Raw genomic sequence first — 22894 nt, 5'->3', positions numbered from 1 at the left:
CGGCTCCTCAGGATTGCGCCACGCGACGGCGCACGTAGTGGTTGAACAGCACGGCGATCAGCAGCATCACGCCGAGGAACACGCGGAACCAGTCGGAGCTGATGTTGGTGTAGGTGATGCCGATCTGCACCACGCCGAAGATCAGCGCGCCGAACGCGGCGCCCACCACCGAGCCGTAGCCGCCGGTCAGCAGGGTGCCGCCGATCACCGCGGCGATGATCGCCTCGAATTCCTTCTGCAGCCCGCGGTCGGCCGCGGCCGAGCCGATGTCGGCCACCTGCAGCACGGCGAACAGGCAGGCGCAGAAGGCGGTCAGCACGAACAGCAGGATCTTCACGCGGCGCACCGGCACGCCGACGTTCTTGGCCGCGTTGGCGTCGCCGCCCACCGCCAGGATCCAGTTGCCCCAGCGCGTCTTGGCCAGCACGAAGGCGCCGATCACGGTGACCGCCAGCCACCAGAGGATCACCTTGGGGATGCCGGGCACCAGCGGGTCGCCGTTGTCGAGCACGCCGCCGATGCCGGCATGGGCCAGCCAGCGGAACAGGCCGTGGAAGGCCACGCCCTGGAACAGCAGGTGGGTGACCGGGTCGGCGTGGGCGTAGTCGCCCAGGCCCGAGATGATGGTGCGGTCGGCGAACATCACCGAGAGCGCGAGCGTGAGGCCGCGCAGGATGAACATGAAGGCCAGCGTGACGATGAAGGAGGGCAGCCTGGTGCGCATCACCAGGTAGCCGTTGAGCGCGCCGAGCGCCATCGAGCCGGCGAAGGCGAAGATCACCGCGGCCCAGATCGGCCAGTGGAAATACGCGGTCGGGATCGCCACCATCATGCCGGCGAAGCCGATCATCGAACCGATCGAGAGATCGAACTCGCCGGCCACCATCAGCAGGCAGGCGCCCACCGCGAGGATGCCGAGATAGGCCGCCACCTGCGACCAGTTCATGATCCCGTCGAGATTGAACATGCCCGAGCCGCCCGCGCCGATCGCGAAGATCGCGAACACCAGCACGGTGCCGGAAATCGCGGCGAATTCGGGGCGGTTGAGAAAGCGCGAGAACCAGGCCTCGCCGCGCAGCCGTTCGTCGGCGCGCGTGCCGGGCGGCGGGGTTTGCTGGGACTGCGCTGTCAGATGCTTGCCGGCTACACCCATGATGTCTCCTTGATGCCCGGCGCGCGGGGCGGGGCTACCCCGCGGCGCCGGTGAAGAGGCGCGGCCTCGCGCCGCGCGGTGAACGATGCCCTGTGCTGCTTCAGCGGTACTGGCCTGCGTACTTCACGACCTTGTCGAGGTTGTCCTTGGTGATGAAGCCCGGGCCCGAGCGGATGTTCTTCGGGCCGTAGGAGGGCTGCAGCCCGTAGGTGGCCAGGCGCGCCTGGAATTTCGGGTTGGCCTCGAGGATCTGGCGGATCTTCACCGGATCGGTGGTCTTGTCCTTCTTCACGATCGCCAGCACGGCCACCGGGATGTAGCCCTGCAGGTAGGGCTGCTGGTCGATCGCGAACTGGATCGTGCCGGCGCGGATCGCCTTGGCGATATCGTCGGAGAAATCGAAGGTCGCGAAATAGACCTTGCCCGACAGGCCCATCTGCTGCAGCGCCTTGAGCGTGGCGGCGGCCGGCACCGGGCCGAGCGTCAGCACGGCCTGGGTCTTGGGATGGTTGCGCAGGTAGGCGCTGACCTTCGACTGGATCTCGGTCGGGTCGGTGCCGGCGTCGATGGTGGAGGACTTCATGTCGGCGCCGATCGCGTCGGCGAAGCCGCGGCAGCGCTCGAAGGACACCGGGTTGGTGGCCAGGTGGTTCACGCACAGGAAGGACTTCACGCCGGCGGCCTTGGCCTTCTCGCCGGCCGCCTGGCCCGCCACGTACTCGGGCTGGCCGACGTGCATGATCGCGCCGAGCTGGGCGCTCTGTTCCTCGGTGCCGGAATTGATGGTGATCAGCGGGATCTTCTTGGCGGTGACCTTGCCGAGCGAGTTCTTCAGCACGTCGAAGTCGGCGATTGTGGTGATCACGCCGTCATAGTCGCGGGCCGCGGCCTGTTCGATCAGGCGCGACATGTCGGCGATGTCGCCGTTGGGGGGATTGCGGTAGTCGGTCGTGACGTTGAAATCCTCGTCCGCCTGCTTGATCGCGTTCTTGATGGTGTTCCACCAGGAATCGGAATCGGGTGCGTGGCTGATCAGCACGAATCGGGCATCGGCCGCCTGCGCGGGCAGCGCGGCGGCGCCCAGCCCGGCCGCGACGGCCAGCGCCGCGACCACGCCCCGAAGACCCGCCTTGATTCCGTGCGTGCGAAAGCCGGCCTTGCCATTGCAAAGTCTCATGTCTCCACCTGTGTCGGTTCTGTTATGGGTCGAACGTTGCCGTTCACGAGCAAGATTAGGTCAACTCGCAGGCGATTGCAAAGAAAATTTTATTTACGTTGGAAATGGAAAATTTGTTCCATTTCAGTGGGCGACTGCCTATACTCGGCTCACGACATCAGCATCGAGTCCGGCGCCGCGCGCTTGCCGCGCAGGCGGCGCACGGGCCGCACACCATGGACGAGACATCGCAACCCGACATGCCGGTCGAGGCGCTGCTGCAGCGCATCACCGAGGCTTTCGACACGCTGCCGCGGCAGCTCAAGAGCATTGCCTCGTACATCGACGAGAACCGTTCGAGCGTGATGATGGATCGCACCAGCGACATCGCCGAGCGTTGCGGCGTGCATCCCTCGGCGGTGGTGCGCTTCGCGCAGCGGTTCGGCTTCTCGGGCTTCTCTGATCTGCAGGCGGTGTTCCGCGACGCCTACACGGGACAGAACCCGAGCGTGCAGAGCTACCAGCAGCGCATCCGCAGCCTGATCGACGACAAGGGCGCCGCCGGCGCGCTGTCGGTGCCGGCCATGGCGCACCAGTTCATCGACGCCTCGCGCGCCGGGCTCGACGAGCTGGCGGCCGGGCTCGACGACGCGCAGTTCGACGCGGCGGTCTCGATGCTGGAGCGCGCCGAGAACATCTACGTGATCGGCGTGCGCCGCTCGTTCCCGGTGGCCAGCTACATCGTCTATGCGCTGCAGCACACGGCCAAGCGCGTGCACCTGGTGTCGGGGCTGGGCGGCATGTACCGCGAGCAGATCCGCAGCGTGAGGAAGGGGGACGTGGTGGTCGCGATCAGCTTCGCGCCCTACGGCAAGGAGACCCAGTACTGCCTGCGCGCGGCGCGTCACAACCATGCGAGCACGCTCGTGATCACGGACAGCCGGCTCTCGCCGCTGGTCCGCGAGGCGAGCGCGCATCTGCTGGTCAAGGAGGGGAGCGCGTTCGCGTTCCGCTCGCTGACCAGCACCATCTGCCTGTGCCAGGCGCTGTTCATCGCGCTCGCGTACCGGCTCGAATTGAACGTGGAAGAAGTGAAGGACACTGGAGGATACGATGACTGAAGCAGTTCCGACGATCGACGTCGCGGTGTTCGGCGCCGGGCGCATCGGCCGCATTCATGCGGCGAATCTCGCGCGCCAGCCGGGCGTGCGCCTGAAGTACGTGATCGACGTCGACGCGGGCGCCGCCGCGGCGCTGGCCGCCGAGCACGGCGCGCGGGTCGCCGACGTGGAAGGGGCGCTGGGCGATGCGGCGATCGGCGCGAGCGTGATCTGCTCGAGCACCGACACCCATGCCGACCTGATCGAGCGCTCGGCCGCGGCGGGCAAGCACGTGTTCTGCGAGAAGCCGGTCGATCTCGCGCTGGAGCGCGCGCGAGCCTGCGAGCAGGCGGTGGCGAAGGCCGGCGTGGTCTGCATGATCGGTTTCCAGCGCCGCTTCGATCCCACCTTCGAGGCCGTCAAGGCGCGCGTCGAGGCGGGCGAGGTGGGCACCCCGGAGATGCTGGTGGTGACCAGCCGCGATCCGGGCGCGCCGCCGGTCAGCTATATCCAGCGTTCGGGCGGCATCTTCAAGGACATGCTGATCCACGATTTCGACATCTTCCGCTGGATCCTCGACGACGAGGCCGACACCCTGCATGCCACCGGCAGTTGCCTGACCGACCCGGCCATCGCCGAGGCCGGCGACGTGGATGCGACCGCCGTGACGATCCGCACCAAGGCGGGCCGGCTCTGCCAGATCAACACCTCGCGGCGCGCCGCCTACGGCTACGACCAGCGCTTCGAGCTGCTCGGCAGCGCCGGCATGCTGCAGGCCGGCAACGTGCGGCCCACCGAGGTGACCGCCTACAGTGCCAAGGCCGTGTCCAGCGACCTGCCGGAAGCCTTTTTCCTGGAGCGCTACCGCATCGCCTATGCGCGCGAGATCGCGCATTTCTTCGCGGCCGTGACGCGCGGCGAACCGGTGCGCACCACCATCGCCGACGGCGTGAAGGCGCTGGAGCTGGCCGAGGCCGCCACGCGCTCCTGGCGCGAGGGCCGCGCGGTGCGGCTCGGCGAAGCGGTGGCCTGAGGAGACGGCGATGCCTGAGCAGACTTCCCCGGCCAAGGTCCGGATCGGTATCGCGGGGCTCGGCCGGCTGGGCCGCCGCCACGCGGAGAATCTCGCGCGCCGGGTGGCCGGCGCCGAGCTGGCGGCCGCCTGCAGCCCGCTGGGCGAGGAGCTGGCCTGGGCCCGCGACACGCTCGGCGTGCCGCGCCTGTACGAGGACTTCGAGGCGCTGGTGGCCGATCCGGAGCTCGACGCGCTGTGGCTCGTCACGCCCTCGTCGCTGCACGCGCAGCAGATCATCGCCGCGCTGCGTGCCGGCAAGCACGTGTTCTGCGAGAAGCCGCTGTCGCTCGACATCGCCGAATGCGAGCGCGTGATCGCCGAGGCGAATGCGCGCCCGCAACTGCAGGCGACCATCGGCTTCATGCGCCGCTTCGACCCGAGCTATCGCGAGGCCTTCGAGCGGGTGGCCGAAGGCGGCATCGGCCGGCCCTTCCTGGTGCGCTCGCAGACCACCGACCAGAACGATCCGGACGGCTTCTTCGTGCGTTTCGCGCCGAGCTCGGGCGGCATCTTCCTCGATTGTTCGGTGCACGACATCGACGTGGCGCGCTGGCTGCTCGGCAAGCCGCGCGCCACGCGCGTGTTCGCGGCCGGCACCATCGCGCTGCACCCGGGCCTGGCCGAGTGCGGCGACGTCGACAACGGCGTGGCGATCTGCGAGTTCGAGGGCGGCGCGCTGGCGATGTTCTATGCCTCGCGCACCATGGCGCACGGCAACGACTCGCATTCGGAGGTGATCGGCACGGCCGGCGCGCTGAGCATCGGCCGCAACCCGCGCGCCAATCGTGTCGAGATCTATGACGCGAGCGGGATCCGCAATACCTGCACGCCGACCTTCTTCGACCGTTTCGAGGCGGCCTTCCTGGTGGAGGCGCAGGCCTTCGTCGACGCGGTGCGCGGGCTGGGCGAGTCGGGCGGCGCGACGCTGGCCGACGCGCTGGAGGCCACCCGCATCGGCCATGCGATGCGCGAGGCGCTGCACACGGGGCGGGCCGTCGAGCTGTAGGGCGGGCGCCGGGCGGGCAGGTGTGGAGGTGGGTGGGCGGGGCGGCGGCTTGGCAGCTTGCCCGTCGCCGACTCCGCCGTTCATGCCTGCCCACGCGAGCGGGCCGCCTGCGGTAAAATCTCGCCTTCACTCCGCGCCTTGCCGGCGCGTCACTCGAAGGTCGAAAGCCGATGGAAGTTCACAAGGAAGTGGATGCGCGCGGGCTCAACTGCCCGCTGCCGATCCTGCGCGCGAAAAAGGCGCTCGCCGACATGGAGAGCGGCCAGGTTCTCAAGGTCCTCGCGACCGATCCCGGTTCGCAGCGCGATTTCGCCGCGTTCGCCAAGCAGACCGGTAACGAAATCGTCGAATCGTCGGTGCACGACAAGATCTTCACCTTCCTGATGCGCCGCCGCTGAACACGCGACATGGGCCGGCTTCGGCCGCTCGTGTCGACATGCCGCCCGGGCTCCTGGCCCCGGCGGCATTTTTTTCGCCGGCGGCCTTTCGTTTCGATATCGAGCGCCTATACTTAGCCGCATGGCTAACTATTCGGCATCTCACCCGGCTTCCGTTCCCGCCTCGCTGCCGGCTTCGATCAGCGAGCTGTTCCAGGCGCTGGCCGATCCCACGCGCTGCGCGATCGTGCGCGCGCTGGCGGACGGCGCGCAGACGGTTTCGGTACTGGCCGAGCCCTTCGAGATGGCCTTGCCCTCGTTCATGAAGCACCTCGGGGTGCTGGAGCGCTCGGGGCTGGTGCGCAGCAGCAAGAGCGGCCGCACGCGCCGCTGCGAGCTGGTGCCGGCGCGGCTCGCCCAGGCCGAGCAGTGGCTGGCCGAGCAGCGCGCGATGTGGGAAGCGCGCTCGGACCGGATGGTGGCCTTCGTCGAACGACTTCACCAGGAGGAGCAAGCCCATGTCAAAGCCCGCCGCCGCACCGATTGATTCCCGCGACCTCGTCATCAGCCGGGTGCTGCGCGCGCCGCGCGCGGCCTTGTGGCGAGCCTGGAGCGAACCCGCGCTGCTCGCGCAGTGGTGGTGCCCGACACCCTGGACCACCGAGGTGGTCGCCTTCGACCTGCGCCCCGGCGGCGCCTTCCATACCACCATGCGCGGCCCCGACGGCGGCGTGAGCGACAATCCCGGCAGCTTCCTCGAGGTGGTGCCGCAGGCGCGCCTGGTGTTCAGCTCGCTGCTGACGGCGGGCTGGCGACCCGCCAAGCCGTGGCTCGGCTTCACGGCCGTGATCGACATGGAAGACGATCCCGCGGGCTGCCGCTACACGGCGCACGTCATGCACCTGGACGAGGCGGCGCGCGAGCAGCACGAGCAGCTCGGTTTCTTCGACGGCTGGAACACGGTGATCAGCCAGCTCGAGGAGTTCGCCGCCACGCTGGCCTGAGGCACGGGGTGCCGGAGGCGCGTCGCGCGCCCGGCATGGCCGATCATGGCCGATTCGAGTCTTATACAAAATCCGTACAAGAAAACGACAAGACCACACAGCATGCGAACGGCTTTATCGGCATGCTCCCGATCCGGCCGCCGACGGTTTTCAAAACGCCGGCCGTGCCCGGGCCCGCCGATTTCACCTTTCCTCACCTGGCCGAATTGACGATTGGCGAGCCCGGCTTGACGATTCGCGCTGAAAGAAAATGCATGAAGGCGGCCCGGATGTCGCGCCGGGCAGGCGATCGCGGCCGGCGCGGCGGGGTGGAAAATCGGCCGAAATGCCTAAAAAGCAGGCAGTCTTCGAGGCATCTTCAAAAAATCGAATCGAATCACCGGGTTTTTATCATCGATTATTTACGATCTGACAATTCTTAAACGACAGTCGTCGGGGGCCTCCTTATACTGCGCTGCAACGGCAGGCGTGCGCATTTTGTCGCGGGGCGGTATCGTATTTCGCCGCGACGCGAATGGGCATCGGCCGCACCAGGGAGAAATCATGTTCTTGAGGCCCGGAACGGTCCGGATACCGTTCGCGTCGCGCGGCAAGGCGCGCGAGCGCGCGCGGGCGATGCAGCGCGTCGAGCTCGACCCGGCGCGCGATCCTCACGCGCGCGCCGCGCTCGAAGCCTATGCGGATGCCTGCGCGGCCGACATGCCGTGGCTGGCCGAATGGCTGCGCGACACGCTCGGCACGCCGCAGGCGGAGCTCACGCGCTGCGCGCCGACCCTCGTGCGGGTGTTCGACCTGGCGCAGGCCTGGGCCGCCGAGCAGCCCGACTATGCGCGCACCGCATGGGAGCATGTGCGCGGGCAATTGCATGCCGCGCTCGCGCGGCAGGTGCAGGACGAGGCCGGCGACGATGCCGGTCGCGGCGACGGCCGGCAGGACGGCGGCCGCCGCGCGGCGGCGCAAACCGACGCGGAGCCGGAATCCGGTCCGGACGCCGGGCCGAAATCGCGGGACCCGCAGGATGCGGGCTCGCCCTCCGGCGGCGACAAGGCGCTGCGCCTGTCGCCCGGATCGATCTGAAAGACGTTCGCCCGGCCGTTCGACGGTCGGGCGGCGGTCGCGGCGGGTGCCGATGCCAGCCCCGCTCGCGGTCCCTTGGGTAGTAGGCGACCCGATTTTGAGAAAAGCGGCGATCCGGACACAATAGCGTTCGGAGCGCCGCCAGCGCGGCGATGCCTGCCGGTCCGAGGCCACGGGCCGGCACCGGGCACGCGCGATCGGGCGCGGAACGCGGGATGGCTTCCTGCCGTCGCCGCATTGCGGGGTGTTATGAGAATTGCTGTATTGGACGACGACGAGGCGCAGACGGACTTCGTCAGCCAGACGCTGACGGCGGTCGGTCACACGTGTTATGCGTTCAGCGAAGGCAAGGTGCTCAAGAAGCGCCTGCAGCGCGAGACCTTCGACCTGCTGGTGCTCGACTGGAACGTGCCCGACCTGTCGGGCGAAGAGTTGATGAAGTGGGTGCGCGAGAACCAGACCGAACATCGCCTGCCGATCATCTTCATGACCAGCCGCGACGACGAGGCCGGCATCACCGAGATCCTCAACGCGGGCGCCGACGACTACGTGGTCAAGCCGGTATCGGCGCCGATCCTGCGCGCGCGCATCGGCTCGCTGCTGCGCCGCGCCTATCCCGCCAACACCGATTCGGTGATGCGTGAATTCGACAGCTACCGCTTCGACACCAACCTGAAGCAGGCCTTCGTCGGCGACCAGGCGGTCAGTCTCACGCAGAAGGAATTCGATCTCGCGCTGCTGCTGTTCCAGCACGTCGACCAGCCGCTCTCGCGCGCGCACATCCTCGACCTGGTCTGGAAGCAGGCGACCGACATCCCCTCGCGGACCATGGACACGCATATCTCGATGCTGCGCACCAAGCTCGCGCTGCGGCCCGAGAACGGCTACCGGCTCGCGCCGATCTACGGCTACGGCTATCGCCTCGAGCGGCTGCCGCAAGGGGCCGCCGAGTGAGCGCCGCGCCGGGTTACCCGCGCGGCCTGCGCCGCGCGATCGCGGCCGCCTGCCTGGCGCTCGCCGCGGGCGGTTGGGTCGGCACGGGCAGCGCCTGGGCGCAGGCCGCCTCGGCCCCCTCGCTGGCGAGCATGACGCGGCCCTCGTCGGAACGCGTCGCGGGCGGCATCGTCACCTATGTGACGCGCGACGGCGACACGCTCTACGAGATTTCGCGGCAGTACCTGCAGGGCGCCGACGACTGGCGCCTGGTGGCGAAGATGAACGGCGTGCCGGCGCCCAAGCGCCTGCAGCGCGGCATCGAGATCCGCCTGCCGGCCGCGCGCCTGCGCAAGGAGCCGCTCACTGCGCGCGTGGTCGCCAGCCACGGCACGGTCGAGCGCGCCGGGCGCGATGCCGCGTTCGTGGCGCTCACGCCGAATGCCACGCTCGGCGAGGGCGATCGCCTGCGCACCGGCACCGACGGTTTCGTCACGCTGGAGCTGGCCGACGGCACGCACCTGAGCCTGCCGCCGGGCAGCCAGATCGACGTGGCCGCGCTGCGCCGCACCGTGCTGACCGGCACCCTGGAGCGCGTGATCGACCTCAGGCGCGGCTCGGTCGACAGCGACGTGAGCCACATGAAGAAGCCGGACGACCGCTTCCAGATCCGCTCGCCCTCGGTGGTGGCCGGCGTGCGCGGCACCCGCTTTCGCGTCAACTACGATGCCGACGGGCAGGCGCTGACGCGCGTCGAGGTGCTGGACGGCACGGTCGGCGTCGCGCCGGGGCGTAGCCGCGCCGACGCGACCCTGGTGCAGGCCAACTTCGGCAGCGTGACGGGCGCCGACGGGCAGGTGGGCGCGCCCGTGCCGCTGCTGGCCGCGCCGCGCCTGGTCAAGCCGGGCCGCGTGCAGGACGAGGCGCAGGTAAGCTTCGAGGTGGTGCCGCAGGAGGGCGCGCGCAGTTGGCATGTGGAACTCGCCAGCGATGCGGGCTTCCTCGACCTGATCCGCGAGACGCGAGTCGACACGCCGCGCGCGAGCTTCGATGCGCTGCCCGACGACAGCTATTTCGTGCGCATCGCCGCGATCGACGCGAACGGCCTGGAAGGCCAGCCGCGCACCTACGGCTTCGAGCGCCGCCGCTTCGGCCTGCGCAGCGAGGCCGGGCCGGCCGCGGGCGGTTACGCGTTCCGCTGGATGCCGAGCGGCGCGCAGGGCGAGGCGGCCACGCATTACCGCTTCGTGCTGTCGGCCGCGCGCGACCTGTCGAACCCGATCGTCGACCAGCCGGGCCTGACCGACACGCGGCTGGTGCTCTCGCACCTGCCGCCCGGCGACTACTACTGGCGCGTGATCGCCGAGCAGTTCTCGAACGGCCGGTTCTACGACAAGGCGGGCGCCGTCAACAGCTTCACGCTCGCGCGCTGACGCCCGCCGATGAAGCCTGAATCCGGCTCCCGGCGGCGCCGGCCACTCGGCCGGCGCTTCCTGGTCGAGTGGCTCGCGATCGGCTGCCTGGGCGTGGCGGCGATCTGCGCCGGCGTGTTCTGGCAGGCCACCTCGAGCGTCGATCGCCTGATCTACGACCATCTGCTCGGCGCGCGCCATCTGGCGCTCGATCCCGACATCGTGGTGGTGCAGATCGACAACGCCAGCGTCGATCGGCTGGGCCGCTGGCCTTGGCCGCGCAGCGTCCATGCGCGCCTGCTCGACGAGCTGGCGCGCGCGCGGCCGGCCGCGGTGGTCTACGACGTGCTGTTCATCGAAGCTTCCCCCGACGATGCCGAACTCGGCCAGGCGCTCGCCCGCGTGCCCGCCTGGCTGCCGGTGCTGCTGAGCCCCGAGGCCGCCGACGGCACGCGCGAGGTGAGCCCGCCCGTGCCCGAGCTGGCCGCGCGGCTGGCCGGTACCGGCCATATCAATTTCGAGGTCGATCCGGACGGCATCGTGCGCAGCGTGGCGCTCGCCGAGAGCGACGGCCGGCGCGACTGGCCGCAACTGATGCTGTCGGTGGCGCGCGCGCTGGATGCGCCGGCGGGCGGGGCAGGGCAGGACGCGGCCTCGATGGCATCGTCGATCGCCGCTTCGGCCGCTTCGACTTCGGCCCCCACCGCCTCGACTTCCCCGGCCGCCTCCGCCTCGTCGGCCGCGTCGCGCCTGGTGAGGGCGGCCTTGCCCGCGCCCGGGCGCTACCTGATCCCGTTCAGCCGCTCGACGCTCGACTACCCGGCCTATTCGCTGTCCGACGTGCTGGCCGGCAAGGTGCCCGAGGCGGCGCTGCGCGGCAAGATCGTGGTGGTCGGGGTGACCGCTGCGGGTCTCTACGATCGCTTCGCCACGCCGATCTCGGGCGACTTCGGCACCCTGCCGGGCGTCTACCTGCATGCCAGCGTGCTCGACATGCTGCTGACCGGCCGCGCCATCACGCTGGCCTCGCCGGGCTGGCTGCTGCTCGCCTCGCTGCCGCTGCTGGCCGCGCTGCTGGCCGGCATCCTGCTGCTCTCGCCGCTGCGCGCGCTGCTGCTGGCGGCCTCGCTGACCGTGCTGGCGGTGGCCGGCAGCGCCGCGCTGCTGTTCGGCGGGCGCTGCTGGGGTTCGCCCGCGCCGGCCATCCTCGGCCTGATCGTGGTCTACCTGCTGTGGAACTGGCGGCGGCTGGAGATGACCATGACCTACCTGCGCGGCGAGCTCGAGCGGCTCGCCGCCGAGCCGCACCTGCTGCCCGAGGCGCCGCGCGATCCGGCCCAGCGCGCCGAGTTCGGCGGCGACGTGCTGGAACGGCAGATGAACCTGATGGCGCAGGCCGCGCGCCGCGTGCAGGACATGAAGCGCTTCGTGTGGGACAGCCTGGACAGCATGCCCGAGCCGATCTTCGTGACCGACGTGCAGGGCACCGTGCTGATCGCCAACCACGCGGCCAAGCGCTACTGCGCGCGGGTCGGCGTCAACGCGCCGGAAGGGCGCTCGCTGCAGGGGGCGCTCGGCGCGCTCGAATTCGTCAAGACGGTGGCGCATCCCGAGCGCGAGCCGGAGCTGCGCGCGGCCTGGCCGGCCGCGCTCGATCCGACCCGCGGCGAGGCGCCGGCGCTGCTGGTCAGCGGCCTGGAAGTGCGCGATGCCGACGGCCTCGACCATCTGCTACGCTACGCGCCGTGCACCAATGCCGAGGGCCGCGCGATCGGCTGGATCGCCGGCCTGGTCGACGTCACGGCGCTGCACGCGGCGGAGCGCCAGCGCGAGGAGGCGCTGCACCTGCTGTCGCACGACATGCGCTCGCCGCAGGCCTCGATCCTCGCGCTGGTGCAGATCGAGCGCCAGCGCGGCGATGCCTCGGCGCCGCAGCGCGAATTGTTCGGCCGCATCGAGCGGCACGCGCAGCGCGCGCTGACGCTGGCCGACGAATTCGTCCAGCTCGCGCGCGCCGAATCGCAGACCTACCGGATCGACACGGCCAGCTTCGCCGACCTGCTGATCGACGCCAGCGACGAGGTCTGGCCGCAGGCGCAGGCCAAGCGCATCCGCATCGACACGGCGCTCGACGGCGAGCCCTACTGGATCGGCGCGGATCGCTCGCTGATGGCGCGCGCGCTGGTGAACCTGCTGAACAACGCGGTCAAGTACAGCCCGGCCGATACGCTGATCAGCTGCAGCTTCGCCACCGAGGAGGGGCCGCCGCGCGTGACCTGCACGATCCGCGACCAGGGTTACGGGATCGCGCCCGAGGACCAGGCGCATTTGTTCGAGCGGTTCCGGCGCTTCCATGCCAGCGAGCGCCCCGAGGTGAGCGGCACCGGGCTCGGCATGGTGTTCGTGAAGACCGTGGTGACGCGGCATGGCGGCAGCATCGCGGTGGACAGCGCGGTCGGTGTCGGCACCGCGATCTCGATCACGCTGCCGCGCCTGGGCGAGCCCGCGGCCTGAGCGGGACCATATCAATCGCAGGCTCGCGCGTCCGTGCCAGGCGCGCGGGACTGAATTCGCCGGACAACGGCATGCTGGGGAGAGTTCTCATGAAGACGATCGGGACAGGGGCCGCCATCGCCCTCGCGCTGGCGCTGCTGGGCGGTTGCGCGGCGCCGACCACGGGCGTGAGTGTCGCGGGCCGGGCGGCCGGCTTCGGCGCGGATGCCCGGAACTACGCGTTCGCGCGCACCGAGTCGCAGGACGGCAACGGCCAGGACGACGACGCGACGCGGCAATACCGGCGCGTCGAATCGCTGGTGCGCGACGAGCTGGCCCGGCAGGGTTATCACGAGCAGCCGGACGGCGCGCCCTACCGGCTGGCGATCGCCTATGCCACCCAGCCGGGCGCGCTCGCGCTCGGCGCGGGCGCCGCGTCGGGCGCATCCGCCACGTCGGGCGCCGCGTCGCCGGGCGTGCGCGTGGACGGCTCCGCGCCGCTCGCCTTGCCGTTCGCGGGGCCGGTCTACCGGCACCTGCTGACGCTGCGTTTCGTCGACTCGCGCAACGGCGAGACGGCCTACCAGGTCACGGCATCCTCGCGCGACCGGCAGGCCGATCCGCTCGCGGCGATGCCGAACCTGGTGCGCAGCGCGCTGGCGAAGCTGCCTTACCAGGGCGGCACCGGCTGGCTGGTGCGGACCCGGCCGGATGCGGCGGGCGGCATGCCGGGGGTGGTATCGGTGAAACCCGCCGAGCCGAAGTAGCCAGCGAACCTGGCCAACGCGCCGGCACAGCAAAAAGCGCCGCACGAAGCGGCGCTTTTTTGATTCCCGCCGGTGGAGCGGGCAGGGCGCGAGCCCCGATTGATTACACCGACTGCGAGGTGCCGCGTTCGCGCAGATACTGCTCGAACTCGTCGCGCACTTCCGGGTGGCGCAGCGCGAACTCGACGGTCGCCTTCAGGTAGCCGAGCTTGCTGCCGCAGTCGAAGCGCGTGCCTTCGTACTTGTAGGCCAGCACCTGTTCGTCGGCCAGCAGGGCCTGGATCGCGTCGGTCAGCTGGATCTCGCCGCCGGCGCCGGGCTTGATCGCGCGCAGGTGCTCGAAGATGCGCGGCTTCAGGATGTAGCGGCCGACCACGCCGAGATTCGAGGGTGCGTCCTCGGGCGCCGGCTTCTCGACGATGCCCGAGAGCTTGACGATCGACTCTTCCCACTCCTTGCCGTCGACGATCCCGTAGGACTTGGTGTCCGAGGCAGGGATCTCTTCCACGCCGATGATCGAGCTGTGGTAGTGGTCGAAGGTATCGACCATCTGCTTCATGACGGGCGGCTGCCCGTCGAGCAGGTCGTCGGCGAGGATCACGGCGAAGGGATTGTCGCCGACCAGCTTCTCGGCGCAGAGCACGGCGTGGCCGAGGCCGAGCGCCTCGGGCTGGCGCACGTAGAAGCAGTCGACATTGGAGGGCTTGATGCTGCGCACCAGCTCGAGCAGCTTCTCCTTGCCGCGTGCCTCGAGTTCGGCCTCGACTTCGTAGGACTTGTCGAAGTGATCCTCGATGGCGCGCTTGCTGCGCCCGGTGACGAAGATCATCTCGGTGATGCCGGCCGCGATCGCTTCCTCGACGGCATACTGGATCAAGGGCTTGTCGACGACGGGCAGCATTTCCTTCGGGCTTGCCTTCGTCGCCGGCAGGAAGCGGGTGCCGAGACCGGCAACCGGAAATACCGCCTTAGTGACTTTCAGCATGTGATCGACCTTTCATCCTTGGATTGATTCGTTCGTGCCGCCCATGGTGATTGGGCTGGCACGGTCCGTGCAAGCTAGCTTACCCTTTGTTACGCCGGCCATTGCGCCTGCAAATGGCCGGAAAACGTCCTCTTATGCCGGCAAACGGGCCAGTTGCGCGGCCAGTTTGTCGAGCGTGCCGCGGAATTCGGCGATCCGCTTCTGCTCCTGTTCGACCACCGCCGGCGGGGCCTTGGCCACGAAGGCCTCGTTGCCGAGCTTGGCCTCGCACTTGCGGATCTCGTTCTCGAGCCGCGCGACTTCCTTCGACAGGCGCTCGCGTTCGGCCTTCACGTCGATCTCGACCTTCAGCACCAGCTTGTTGGCGCCGACGATGGCGATCGGCGCGCCCTGCGCCTCGCTGTCGAGCGCGGCCTCGTCGGCCACGATGGTCACTTCCGACAGGCGCGCCAGCGCCTTCAGGTAGGGCGCGAAGCTGCTGAGGCGCTCCAGTTCGCCGGTGGCCAGCAGCGGCACGCGGGTGGCCGGCGACAGGTTCATCTCGCCGCGCAGGTTGCGGCAGGCGTCGACCACCGCCTTCAGCTCGAGCGCCCATTGCTCGGATGGCTCGTCGAGCTTGGAGAGGTCCGCCACCGGGTAGGCCTGCACCATCAGCGAGGCCTCGCCCTCGGCCGCGCCGGCCGGGTAGCGGCCCGCCAGCGGGGCGACCTTCTGCCAGAGCGCCTCGGTGATGAACGGGATCACCGGATGCGCCAGGCGCAGCACCGTCTCCAGCACGCGCAGCAGGGTGCGCCGCGTGGCGCGCTGCTGCTCGGGCGTGCCGTTCTGGATCTGCACCTTGGCCAGCTCGACGTACCAGTCGCAATACTCGTCCCAGACGAACTTGTAGATGCTGTTGGCGATGTTGTCGAAGCGGTAGTCGTCGAAGCCCTTGGCGATGTCGGCTTCCACGCGCTGCAGCAGCGAGACGATCCAGCGGTCGGCCGCCGAGAAGTCCAGGTAGCCGCTGGGGCCGCAGTCGCCGGCGCCGCAAAGCTCGGGCTTGGCGGTGCCGCAATCGTGGCCCTCGCAGTTCATCAGCACGAAGCGCGTGGCGTTCCAGAGCTTGTTGCAGAAGTTGCGGTAGCCCTCGCAGCGCGCCAGGTCGAAGTTGACGTTGCGCCCGAGCGTGGCCATCGAGGCCATCGTGAAGCGCAGCGCGTCGGTGCCGAAGGCGGGGATGCCGTCGGCGAATTCCTTGCGCGTCTTCTTCTCGATCGAGGCCGCCTGCTTCGGGTTCATCAGGCCCGTGGTGCGCTTGGCGACCAGCTCCTCCAGGCCGATGCCGTCGATGATGTCGATCGGGTCGAGCGTGTTGCCCTTGCTCTTCGACATCTTCTGGCCTTCCGCGTCACGCACCAGCCCATGCATGTAGACGGTGTGGAACGGCACCTTGCCGGTGAAATGCGTCGTCATCATGACCATCCGGGCGACCCAGAAGAAAATGATGTCGAAGCCGCTGACCAGCACCGAGGAGGGCAGGAAGTGCTTCAGCTCGGGCGTCTCGCTGGGCCAGCCCAGCGAGGAGAACGGCACCAGGGCCGAGGAGAACCAGGTGTCGAGCACGTCCTCGTCGCGCTTGAGCGCGCCGGCGTAGCCGGCCGCGTCGGCCTTGGCGCGCGCGCCGGCCTCGTCGCGGGCGACGAAGATCTCGCCGTTCTCGCCGTACCAGGCCGGGATCTGGTGGCCCCACCAGAGCTGGCGCGAGATGCACCAGTCCTGGATGTTTTCCAGCCACTGGTAGTAGGTGGTGGTCCAGTTCTCCGGCACGAACTTGATCTGGCCGTCGCGCACCACCTCGAGCGACACCTCGGTGATCGACTTGCCCGGGTGGAAGCTTCCTTCCGGCGCCGGCTTGGTCATCGCCACGAACCACTGGTCGGTCAGCATCGGCTCGATCACCACGCCGGTGCGGTCGCCGCGCGGCACCATCAGCTTGTGCGGCTTGACCGAGTCGAGCGCGCCGGCCGCCTCCAGGTCGGCCACCACGCGCTTGCGCGCCTCGAAGCGGTCCAGGCCGCGATAGGCCTCGGGCGCGTTGTCGTTGATCTTCGCGTCGAGCGTGAGGATCTCGATCTGCGGCAACTGGTGGCGCTGGCCGACCTGGTAGTCGTTGAGGTCGTGCGCGGGCGTGACCTTGACCACGCCGGTGCCGAACTCGCGATCGACGTAGTCGTCGGCGATGATCGGGATCTCGCGGTTCGACAGCGGCAGGCGCACCGACTGGCCGATCAGGTGGCGGTAGCGCTCGTCTTCCGGGTGCACCATCACGGCGACGTCGCCGAGCATGGTTTCCGGGCGCGTGGTGGCCACCGTCAGGTGGCCCTCGCCCGAGACCAGCGGGTAGTTGATGTGCCAGAGGCTGCCGTCCTCTTCCTCGCTCACCACCTCCAGGTCGGAGACGGCCGTCATCAGCACCGGGTCCCAGTTGACCAGGCGCTTGCCGCGATAGATCAGGCCCTGCTCGTAGAGCTGCACGAACACCTCGCGCACCACGCTCGAGAGCTTGTCGTCCATCGTGAAGTATTCGCGGCTCCAGTCGGTGGAGGCGCCGAGCCGGCGCACCTGGCCGGTGATCGTCGAGCCCGATTTCTCCTTCCACTCCCAGACGCGCTCGACGAACTTCTCGCGGCCCAGGTCGTGGCGCGAGATCTTCTGCGCGTCGAGCTGGCGCTCCACCACGATCTGCGTGGCGATGCCGGCGTGGTCGGTGCCGGGCACCCACAGCGTGTTGTCGCCGCGCATGCGGTGGTAGCGCGTCAGGCCGTCCATGATGGTCTGGTTGAACGCGTGCCCCATGTGCAGCGTGCCGGTGACGTTCGGCGGCGGGAGCTGGATCGCGAAATCCGGCTTGGCCGGATCGATCTTCGGGGCGGCGTAGCCGCGCTTTTCCCACTCGGGCCCCCAATGGGATTCGATGGTCTGGGGCTCGAAACTCTTCGCCAGCGTGCTGTCGCTCATGGTCGGAATTGCCTGAAAGAATGCGTGATTGATGCGGAAACCGGCAATTATAAATGGATGCGCATCCCGCCGGGGCAGGCACGGCGCCGGGCGGGGGGCGCGCGGCGGCGGCGGGGCGGGTCGAGGGGGCGGCTTGCAGGGTCGATTGCGGGGCCGATTGCAGGGTCGATTGCGAGGTCGCGCCGGGTCTGGGGCGTGCCTGGATGGTGCCTGGCTCGTGCCTGCCTCATGCCCGGATCGGGCGCGGCCCGGCGGCCCGCGAGCCGCTCGCGGCGGCCGCCCGATCGTGCCGGCGCGACCGTTCTATAATGGCGGTCCTGGCGCTTCACCTCCCTTCTTCCGTCCCGCTCGATACCCGCTTCTTCATGCCCGATCTGCTCGCCAACCTGAACCCCGAACAATACGCTGCCGTCACGCTGCCGAACGAGCCGGCGCTGATCCTCGCCGGTGCGGGCAGCGGCAAGACGCGCGTGCTGATCACGCGGATCGCCTGGCTGATCCAGCAGGGTTTCGCCTCGCCGCCCACCGTGCTGGCCGTGACCTTCACCAACAAGGCCGCGCGCGAGATGCTCTCGCGCCTGTCGGCGATGATGCCGATCGACACGCGCGGCATGTGGATCGGCACCTTCCACGGCCTCTGCAACCGCATGCTGCGCGCGCACTATCGCGACGCCGGCCTGCCGCAGACCTTCCAGATCCTCGACACGGCCGACCAGCTCTCGGCGATCAAGCGCCTGATGAAGGCCTCGAACATCGACGACGAGAAGTACCCGCCGAAGAACGTCCAGTACTTCATCAACAATGCCAAGGAGCAAGGCCTGCGCCCGGACAAGGTGGACGCCACCGACAACTTCAACCGGATGTTCGTCGAGCTCTACCAGGCCTACGACCAGCAATGCCAGCGCGAGGGCGTGGTCGACTTCCCCGAGCTGCTGCTGCGCTGCTACGAGCTGCTGAGCCTGAACGCGCCGCTGCGCGCGCATTACCAGGCACGCTTCCGGCACATCCTGGTCGACGAGTTCCAGGATACGAACAAGCTGCAGTACGCCTGGCTCAAGCTGCTGGCGGGCGGCCAGAACGCGATCTTCGCGGTGGGCGACGACGACCAGTCGATCTACGCCTTCCGCGGCGCGAACGTCGGCAACATGCGCGACTTCGAGGACGAGTTCCGGGTGCGCAACCTGATCAAGCTGGAGCAGAACTACCGCTCGCACGGCAATATCCTCGACGCGGCCAACCACCTGATCTCGCACAATTCGCATCGGCTCGGCAAGAACCTGCGTACCGACGCGGGGCATGGCGAGCCGGTGCGCGTCTACGAGGCGGCCACCGATTCGCAGGAAGCGGGCTGGATCGTCGAGGAGATCCGCTCGCTGATCAACGGCGGCATGGCGCGCAGCGAGGTGGCGGTGCTCTATCGCAGCAACGCGCAGTCGCGCGCGATTGAGCACACCCTGATGACGGCGGGGATTGCCTATCGCGTCTATGGCGGCCTGCGCTTCTTCGAGCGCCAGGAAATCAAGCACGCGCTGGCCTACCTGCGCCTGATCGACAATCCGAGCGACGACACCGCCTTCGCGCGAGTGGTCAACTTCCCCACGCGCGGGATCGGCGCGCGCTCGATCGAGCAACTGGCCGACGCGGCGCGCCTCTACAACTGCGCGATGGCGGCGGCGATTCCCTACGTGACGGGCAAGGCCGGCACCAGCCTGGGCACCTTCGCCAACCTGATCGCGAAGATGCGCGCCGAGACCGCGCAGATGAGCCTGCCGGAAACCGTCGAATACGTGGTGCGCGCCAGCGGCCTGGCCGATTTCTACCAGGGCGAGCGCGAAGGGCAGGACCGCCTGGAGAACCTGCAGGAACTGGTCAACGCGGCCACCGCCTTCGTCAGCGAGGAAGGCTACGGGCTCGATACGCCGGCGCGCTCGATCCCGCTGCGCCCCGGCGCGATCGCGGCGCCCGAGATCACGCTGGACGGCGGCGCCGACGAGGTGCTGGCGCCGGCCGAGCTGGGCGACCCGGCCCAGAACCCCGACACCATGACGCCGCTGGCCGGCTTCCTCTCGCATGCCTCGCTGGAGGCCGGCGACAACCAGGCCCAGGCCGGCCAGGATGCGGTGCAGCTGATGACGGTGCATGCCGCCAAGGGGCTCGAATTCGCGGCGGTGTTCATCACCGGGCTGGAAGAGGGCCTGTTCCCGCACGAGAACAGCGCGCTCGAATCGGACGGCCTGGAGGAGGAGCGCCGGCTGATGTACGTGGCGATCACGCGCGCCAAGGAGCGGCTCTACCTGTCCTTCGCGCAGAGCCGGATGCTGCATGGCCAGACGCGCTACAACATCCGCTCGCGCTTCTTCGACGAGCTGCCGCAGCAGGTGCTGAAGTGGCTGACGCCGCAGGTCGAGGCCGGCAGCCGCTGGGGCGGCCGTGCCGACAACGCCGGCTGGGGCCGCAACTGGTTCTCGCGACCCGGCGGCGGCAATGGCGGCGGCTCGCGCGAGAGCGTGGTCGACGCGGCCGTGTCGGCACCGCTGCCGGCCTTCGCCAACGCGCAGCGCGCGAGCGGCAGCGGCTTCAAGGTCGGCCAGCCGGTGTTTCATACCAAGTTCGGCGAGGGCACGGTGACGGCCCTCGAAGGCGAAGGCGCGGACGCGAAGGCCCAGGTCCGTTTCAAGCGGCACGGCGAGAAATGGCTGGCGCTGGCGGTGGCAAAACTCCAGGCGGTGGAATGATCATGCAATTCGATAGAAAAAGGCCGCTCGGCATCCTCGCCGCGCTGCCCCAGGAACTCGGCGACCTGCTCGCCGCGATGCAGGCCGAGGGCGCCGTCGAGACGGTCACGCTCGGCCAGCGCGAGTACCACCTCGGCACCGCCCACGGCGTGCCCTGCGTGGTCACGCTGGCGCGGGTGGGCAAGGTGGCGGCGGCCACCACCACCACCGCGCTGATCCACCGCTTCAACGTGCGGGCGGTGGTGTTCGCTGGCGTGGCCGGCGGCGTGGCGCGCGAGATCGCGGTGGGCGACATCGTGGTGGCGCGCGCGCTGATGCAGCACGATCTCGATGCCTCGCCGATCTTCCCGCGCCACGAGGTGCCGCTGCTCGGCATCACGTGCTTCGCGGCCGACGCGGCCTTGTCGGCCGCGCTGCAGGCGGCTTGCGAGGCCTTCGTGGCCGAGCAGGGCGAGGCGCTCAAGGAACGCTTCCGGCTGCGCGGGGCGCGCGTGCACGCGGGGCTGATCATCAGCGGCGACCGTTTCGTGTCGAGCGAGCCGGAAGTGGTCGCCCTGCGCGAGATGCTGCCCGACGCGCTGGCCGTCGAGATGGAGGGCGCGGCGCTGGCCCAGGTCTGCTACGAATACGGCGTGCCCTGCGCGGTGGTGCGCACCGTGTCGGACACGGCCGACGATCACGCCACCGCCTCGTTCACCAACTTCCTGACCGAGATCGCCAGCAGCTATTCCTCGGGGATCCTGCAGCGCTTCCTGCTGGCGCTGGCCGGCGCGGCGGACGGCGTGCCGGCCTGAGCGACGCGTTGGCCGACGGCATGAAAAAACGCCCGGATCGTCACGATCCGGGCGTTTTGTCTTGGGCGAGGCATCGCCCGCCGCGGGCTCAGGCGGCGGCGCGCTGCTTGGCTGCCTTCTTGCCCTCGACGTCGGGCAGGAACACCGTCAGCACGCCGATCAGCGGCAGGAAGGCGCAGATCTGGTAGACGAAGGCCACGCTGGTGGCATCGGCGATATCGCCGAGCACGGCCGCGCCCACGCCGCCCATGCCGAAGGCGAGGCCGAAGAACAGGCCCGCCACCATCCCAACCTTGCCGGGGATCAGCTCCTGGGCATAGACGATGATCGCCGAGAAGGCCGAGGCCAGCACCACGCCGATGATCACGCTCAGCACGCTGGTCCAGAACAGGTTCACGTGCGGCAGGGCCAGCGTGAAGGGCGCCACGCCGAGGATCGACACCCAGATCACCCACTTGCGGCCGATGCGGTCGCCGATCGGCCCGCCGATCACGGTGCCGGCCGCCACCGCGGCGAGGAAGATGAACAGGTGCAGCTGCGCGGCCTGCACGCCGAGGTGGAACTTGTCGATCAGGTAGAAGGTGAAGTAGCTGGTGATGCTGGCCAGGTAGAAGTACTTCGAGAACACCAGCAGCATCAGCACGCCGAGCGCGAGCCAGACCTGGCGGCGGCTCAGCGTGGCATGGCGCTCGCCGGCCGACTTCTTCTTCGGCGCGGGCTGGCGCTGGTACCAGCGGCCGATCTGGGCCAGCACCACGATCGCCACCAGCGCGGCCACCGACACCCAGGCGATGCTGTGCTGGCCATGGGGGATGATCACCAGCGCGGCCAGCAGCGGCCCGAGCGAGGAACCGGCGTTGCCGCCCACCTGGAACAGCGACTGCGCCAGGCCGTGGCGGCCGCCCGAGGCCATGCGCGCCACCCGCGAGGATTCCGGGTGGAACACCGAGGAGCCGCAGCCGACCAGCGCGGCGGCCACCAGCAGCACGCCGAAGCTGGGCGCGGCCGACATCAGCAGCAGCCCCGACAGAGTGAAGCCCATCCCGACCGGCAGCGAGAACGGCAGCGGCCGCTTGTCGGTATAGAGGCCGATCAGCGGCTGCAGCAGCGAGGCGGTGATCTGGTAGGTCAGCGTGATCAGGCCGATCTGCGCGAAGGACAGCGCGAAATTGGCCTTCAGCATCGGATAGATGGCGAGGATCAACGACTGGATCATGTCGTTGAGCAGGTGCGAGAAGCTGATCGCGCCGAGCACCGGGTAGTTGGTGCGGGCCGGCGCCGTCGCGGGGGCGGCCGCGGCGGATATCGTCTGGCGGTTGTCGAGGCTGGTTTGCATGATGAGCGGCGTTGGGGCGGTGCTGGGACCGCGGCGTCATTGGAATTCGGGATAAGGTCACCGGAGTGTAAAGTGGCTCACTCGAATTGTCAGGCCAACTTTTGTCGTGATTCGGTCATGACCGGGCCATGAAAGGCCAGGTTTCGGTCGAGACCGATCGGGGCTTCGGACAAGTCGCGAGTTTCCTGACGATTGGCCTACGGGGCACGATCGTCGCGTGCGCACAACTGGGTGCGATCCCGACTCAAGAAAAAAATCATTGCTGCCGACAAGCCCTTATCCGTGACCACACGCGCGGAGTGGGCCGTGCCGCAGATCCGCGGCGGGCGGCCGTACGGTGAGTGCCGGAGCCGACGTTTCCGGCAGCAAGAAAAGTACGGGGGAATCGATGATGGGAATTTCGCTGCGGGCCAGGCCGGCGACCGAAGGCATGGCGGCGGCCGCCGCGCTGCCGGGCGCCTCGGGCGGCGCCGGACGCGCCACGCGCCGCG

At 69.1% G+C, this 22894-nt stretch carries 18 protein-coding genes and 1 pseudogene; 14 read left to right on the top strand and 5 right to left on the bottom strand.

The genetic code is table 11. The features are described from left to right. Positions 1–7 precede the first annotated feature (7 nt). Both F3J18_RS21410 and F3J18_RS21405 read right to left on the bottom strand, forming a co-directional pair. Positions 8–1153 (bottom strand): ABC transporter permease, encoded by a 1146-nt coding sequence (locus F3J18_RS21410; RefSeq protein WP_013697714.1) that lies wholly within the window; start codon positions 1151–1153, stop codon positions 8–10. 100 nt (positions 1154–1253) lie between these two features. Next, a complete protein-coding gene (locus F3J18_RS21405; RefSeq protein ID WP_025101599.1) occupies positions 1254–2330 on the bottom strand; it encodes a sugar ABC transporter substrate-binding protein in 1077 nt (358 codons plus the stop codon). 215 nt (positions 2331–2545) lie between these two features. Here F3J18_RS21405 and F3J18_RS21400 point away from each other — a divergent pair, with 215 nt between their 5' ends. The 12 genes and pseudogenes from F3J18_RS21400 to F3J18_RS21345 all read left to right on the top strand — a co-directional run bounded on the left by F3J18_RS21400 (position 2546) and on the right by F3J18_RS21345 (position 13553). Then, on the top strand, positions 2546–3430 hold the full coding sequence (locus F3J18_RS21400) for a MurR/RpiR family transcriptional regulator (RefSeq protein ID WP_025101600.1): 885 nt from the start codon (positions 2546–2548) through the stop codon (positions 3428–3430). Then, complete coding sequence (iolG, locus tag F3J18_RS21395) at positions 3423–4442, top strand: inositol 2-dehydrogenase (RefSeq protein ID WP_166914064.1); 1020 nt, start codon at positions 3423–3425, stop codon at positions 4440–4442. Before F3J18_RS21400 ends, iolG begins: the two co-directional genes overlap by 8 nt. A 10-nt stretch (positions 4443–4452) precedes the next feature. Further along, the gene (locus tag F3J18_RS21390) at positions 4453–5490 is read left to right on the top strand and encodes a Gfo/Idh/MocA family oxidoreductase (protein WP_166914062.1); all 1038 of its coding nucleotides are present in this window, start codon (positions 4453–4455) and stop codon (positions 5488–5490) included. A gap of 170 nt (positions 5491–5660) precedes the next feature. Next, the gene (locus F3J18_RS21385; protein ID WP_013697719.1) at positions 5661–5888 is read left to right on the top strand and encodes a sulfurtransferase TusA family protein; all 228 of its coding nucleotides are present in this window, start codon (positions 5661–5663) and stop codon (positions 5886–5888) included. A 121-nt stretch (positions 5889–6009) separates the two neighbouring features. Further along, positions 6010–6414, top strand: coding sequence for a metalloregulator ArsR/SmtB family transcription factor (locus F3J18_RS21380; RefSeq protein WP_166914060.1), 405 nt, complete (start codon positions 6010–6012; stop codon positions 6412–6414). Beyond that, complete coding sequence (locus F3J18_RS21375; protein WP_166914058.1) at positions 6386–6871, top strand: SRPBCC family protein; 486 nt, start codon at positions 6386–6388, stop codon at positions 6869–6871. Before F3J18_RS21380 ends, F3J18_RS21375 begins: the two co-directional genes overlap by 29 nt. Positions 6872–6906: 35 nt before the next feature. Beyond that, a complete protein-coding gene (locus F3J18_RS21370) occupies positions 6907–7293 on the top strand; it encodes a hypothetical protein (protein ID WP_166914056.1) in 387 nt (128 codons plus the stop codon). Positions 7294–7414: 121 nt separating this feature from the next. Next, positions 7415–7747, top strand: a pseudogene (locus F3J18_RS38275) (hypothetical protein); the annotation flags it as partial. Positions 7748–8197: 450 nt separating this feature from the next. Beyond that, a complete protein-coding gene (locus tag F3J18_RS21360) occupies positions 8198–8902 on the top strand; it encodes a response regulator transcription factor (protein ID WP_013697723.1) in 705 nt (234 codons plus the stop codon). Between the two features lie 131 nt (positions 8903–9033). Continuing rightward, positions 9034–10314 (top strand): FecR domain-containing protein, encoded by a 1281-nt coding sequence (locus F3J18_RS21355; protein WP_240155654.1) that lies wholly within the window; start codon positions 9034–9036, stop codon positions 10312–10314. A gap of 9 nt (positions 10315–10323) precedes the next feature. Beyond that, positions 10324–12807: a CHASE2 domain-containing protein gene (locus F3J18_RS21350; protein WP_166914052.1), complete on the top strand. Its 2484-nt coding sequence runs from the start codon at positions 10324–10326 to the stop codon at positions 12805–12807. An 89-nt stretch (positions 12808–12896) separates the two neighbouring features. After that, positions 12897–13553: a DUF4136 domain-containing protein gene (locus F3J18_RS21345; protein WP_123036549.1), complete on the top strand. Its 657-nt coding sequence runs from the start codon at positions 12897–12899 to the stop codon at positions 13551–13553. Positions 13554–13656: 103 nt separating this feature from the next. Here F3J18_RS21345 and galU read toward each other — a convergent pair whose 3' ends face one another. Beyond that, a complete protein-coding gene (gene galU / locus F3J18_RS21340; protein WP_025098724.1) occupies positions 13657–14538 on the bottom strand; it encodes a UTP--glucose-1-phosphate uridylyltransferase GalU in 882 nt (293 codons plus the stop codon). Between the two features lie 132 nt (positions 14539–14670). Next, on the bottom strand, positions 14671–17538 hold the full coding sequence (locus tag F3J18_RS21335) for a valine--tRNA ligase (protein ID WP_166914050.1): 2868 nt from the start codon (positions 17536–17538) through the stop codon (positions 14671–14673). Between the two features lie 365 nt (positions 17539–17903). On the opposite strand from F3J18_RS21335, the gene F3J18_RS21330 reads away from it, so the two are divergent. Then, complete coding sequence (locus F3J18_RS21330) at positions 17904–20273, top strand: UvrD-helicase domain-containing protein (protein WP_025098722.1); 2370 nt, start codon at positions 17904–17906, stop codon at positions 20271–20273. Next, positions 20270–21067 carry a 5'-methylthioadenosine/adenosylhomocysteine nucleosidase gene (locus F3J18_RS21325; RefSeq protein WP_166914048.1) on the top strand — a complete coding sequence of 266 codons (798 nt, stop codon included), beginning with the start codon at positions 20270–20272 and terminating at the stop codon, positions 21065–21067. Before F3J18_RS21330 ends, F3J18_RS21325 begins: the two co-directional genes overlap by 4 nt. Positions 21068–21155: 88 nt before the next feature. On the opposite strand, the gene F3J18_RS21320 is transcribed toward F3J18_RS21325, so the two are convergent. After that, complete coding sequence (locus F3J18_RS21320; protein ID WP_025098720.1) at positions 21156–22403, bottom strand: MFS transporter; 1248 nt, start codon at positions 22401–22403, stop codon at positions 21156–21158. Positions 22404–22894 lie beyond the last annotated feature (491 nt).

The sequence above is a fragment of the Burkholderia sp. Ax-1720 genome (assembly GCF_011753035.1).
GTDB classification, from domain to species: domain Bacteria; phylum Pseudomonadota; class Gammaproteobacteria; order Burkholderiales; family Burkholderiaceae; genus Burkholderia; species Burkholderia gladioli.
This window is presented reverse-complemented; position numbering and strand designations above follow the sequence as displayed.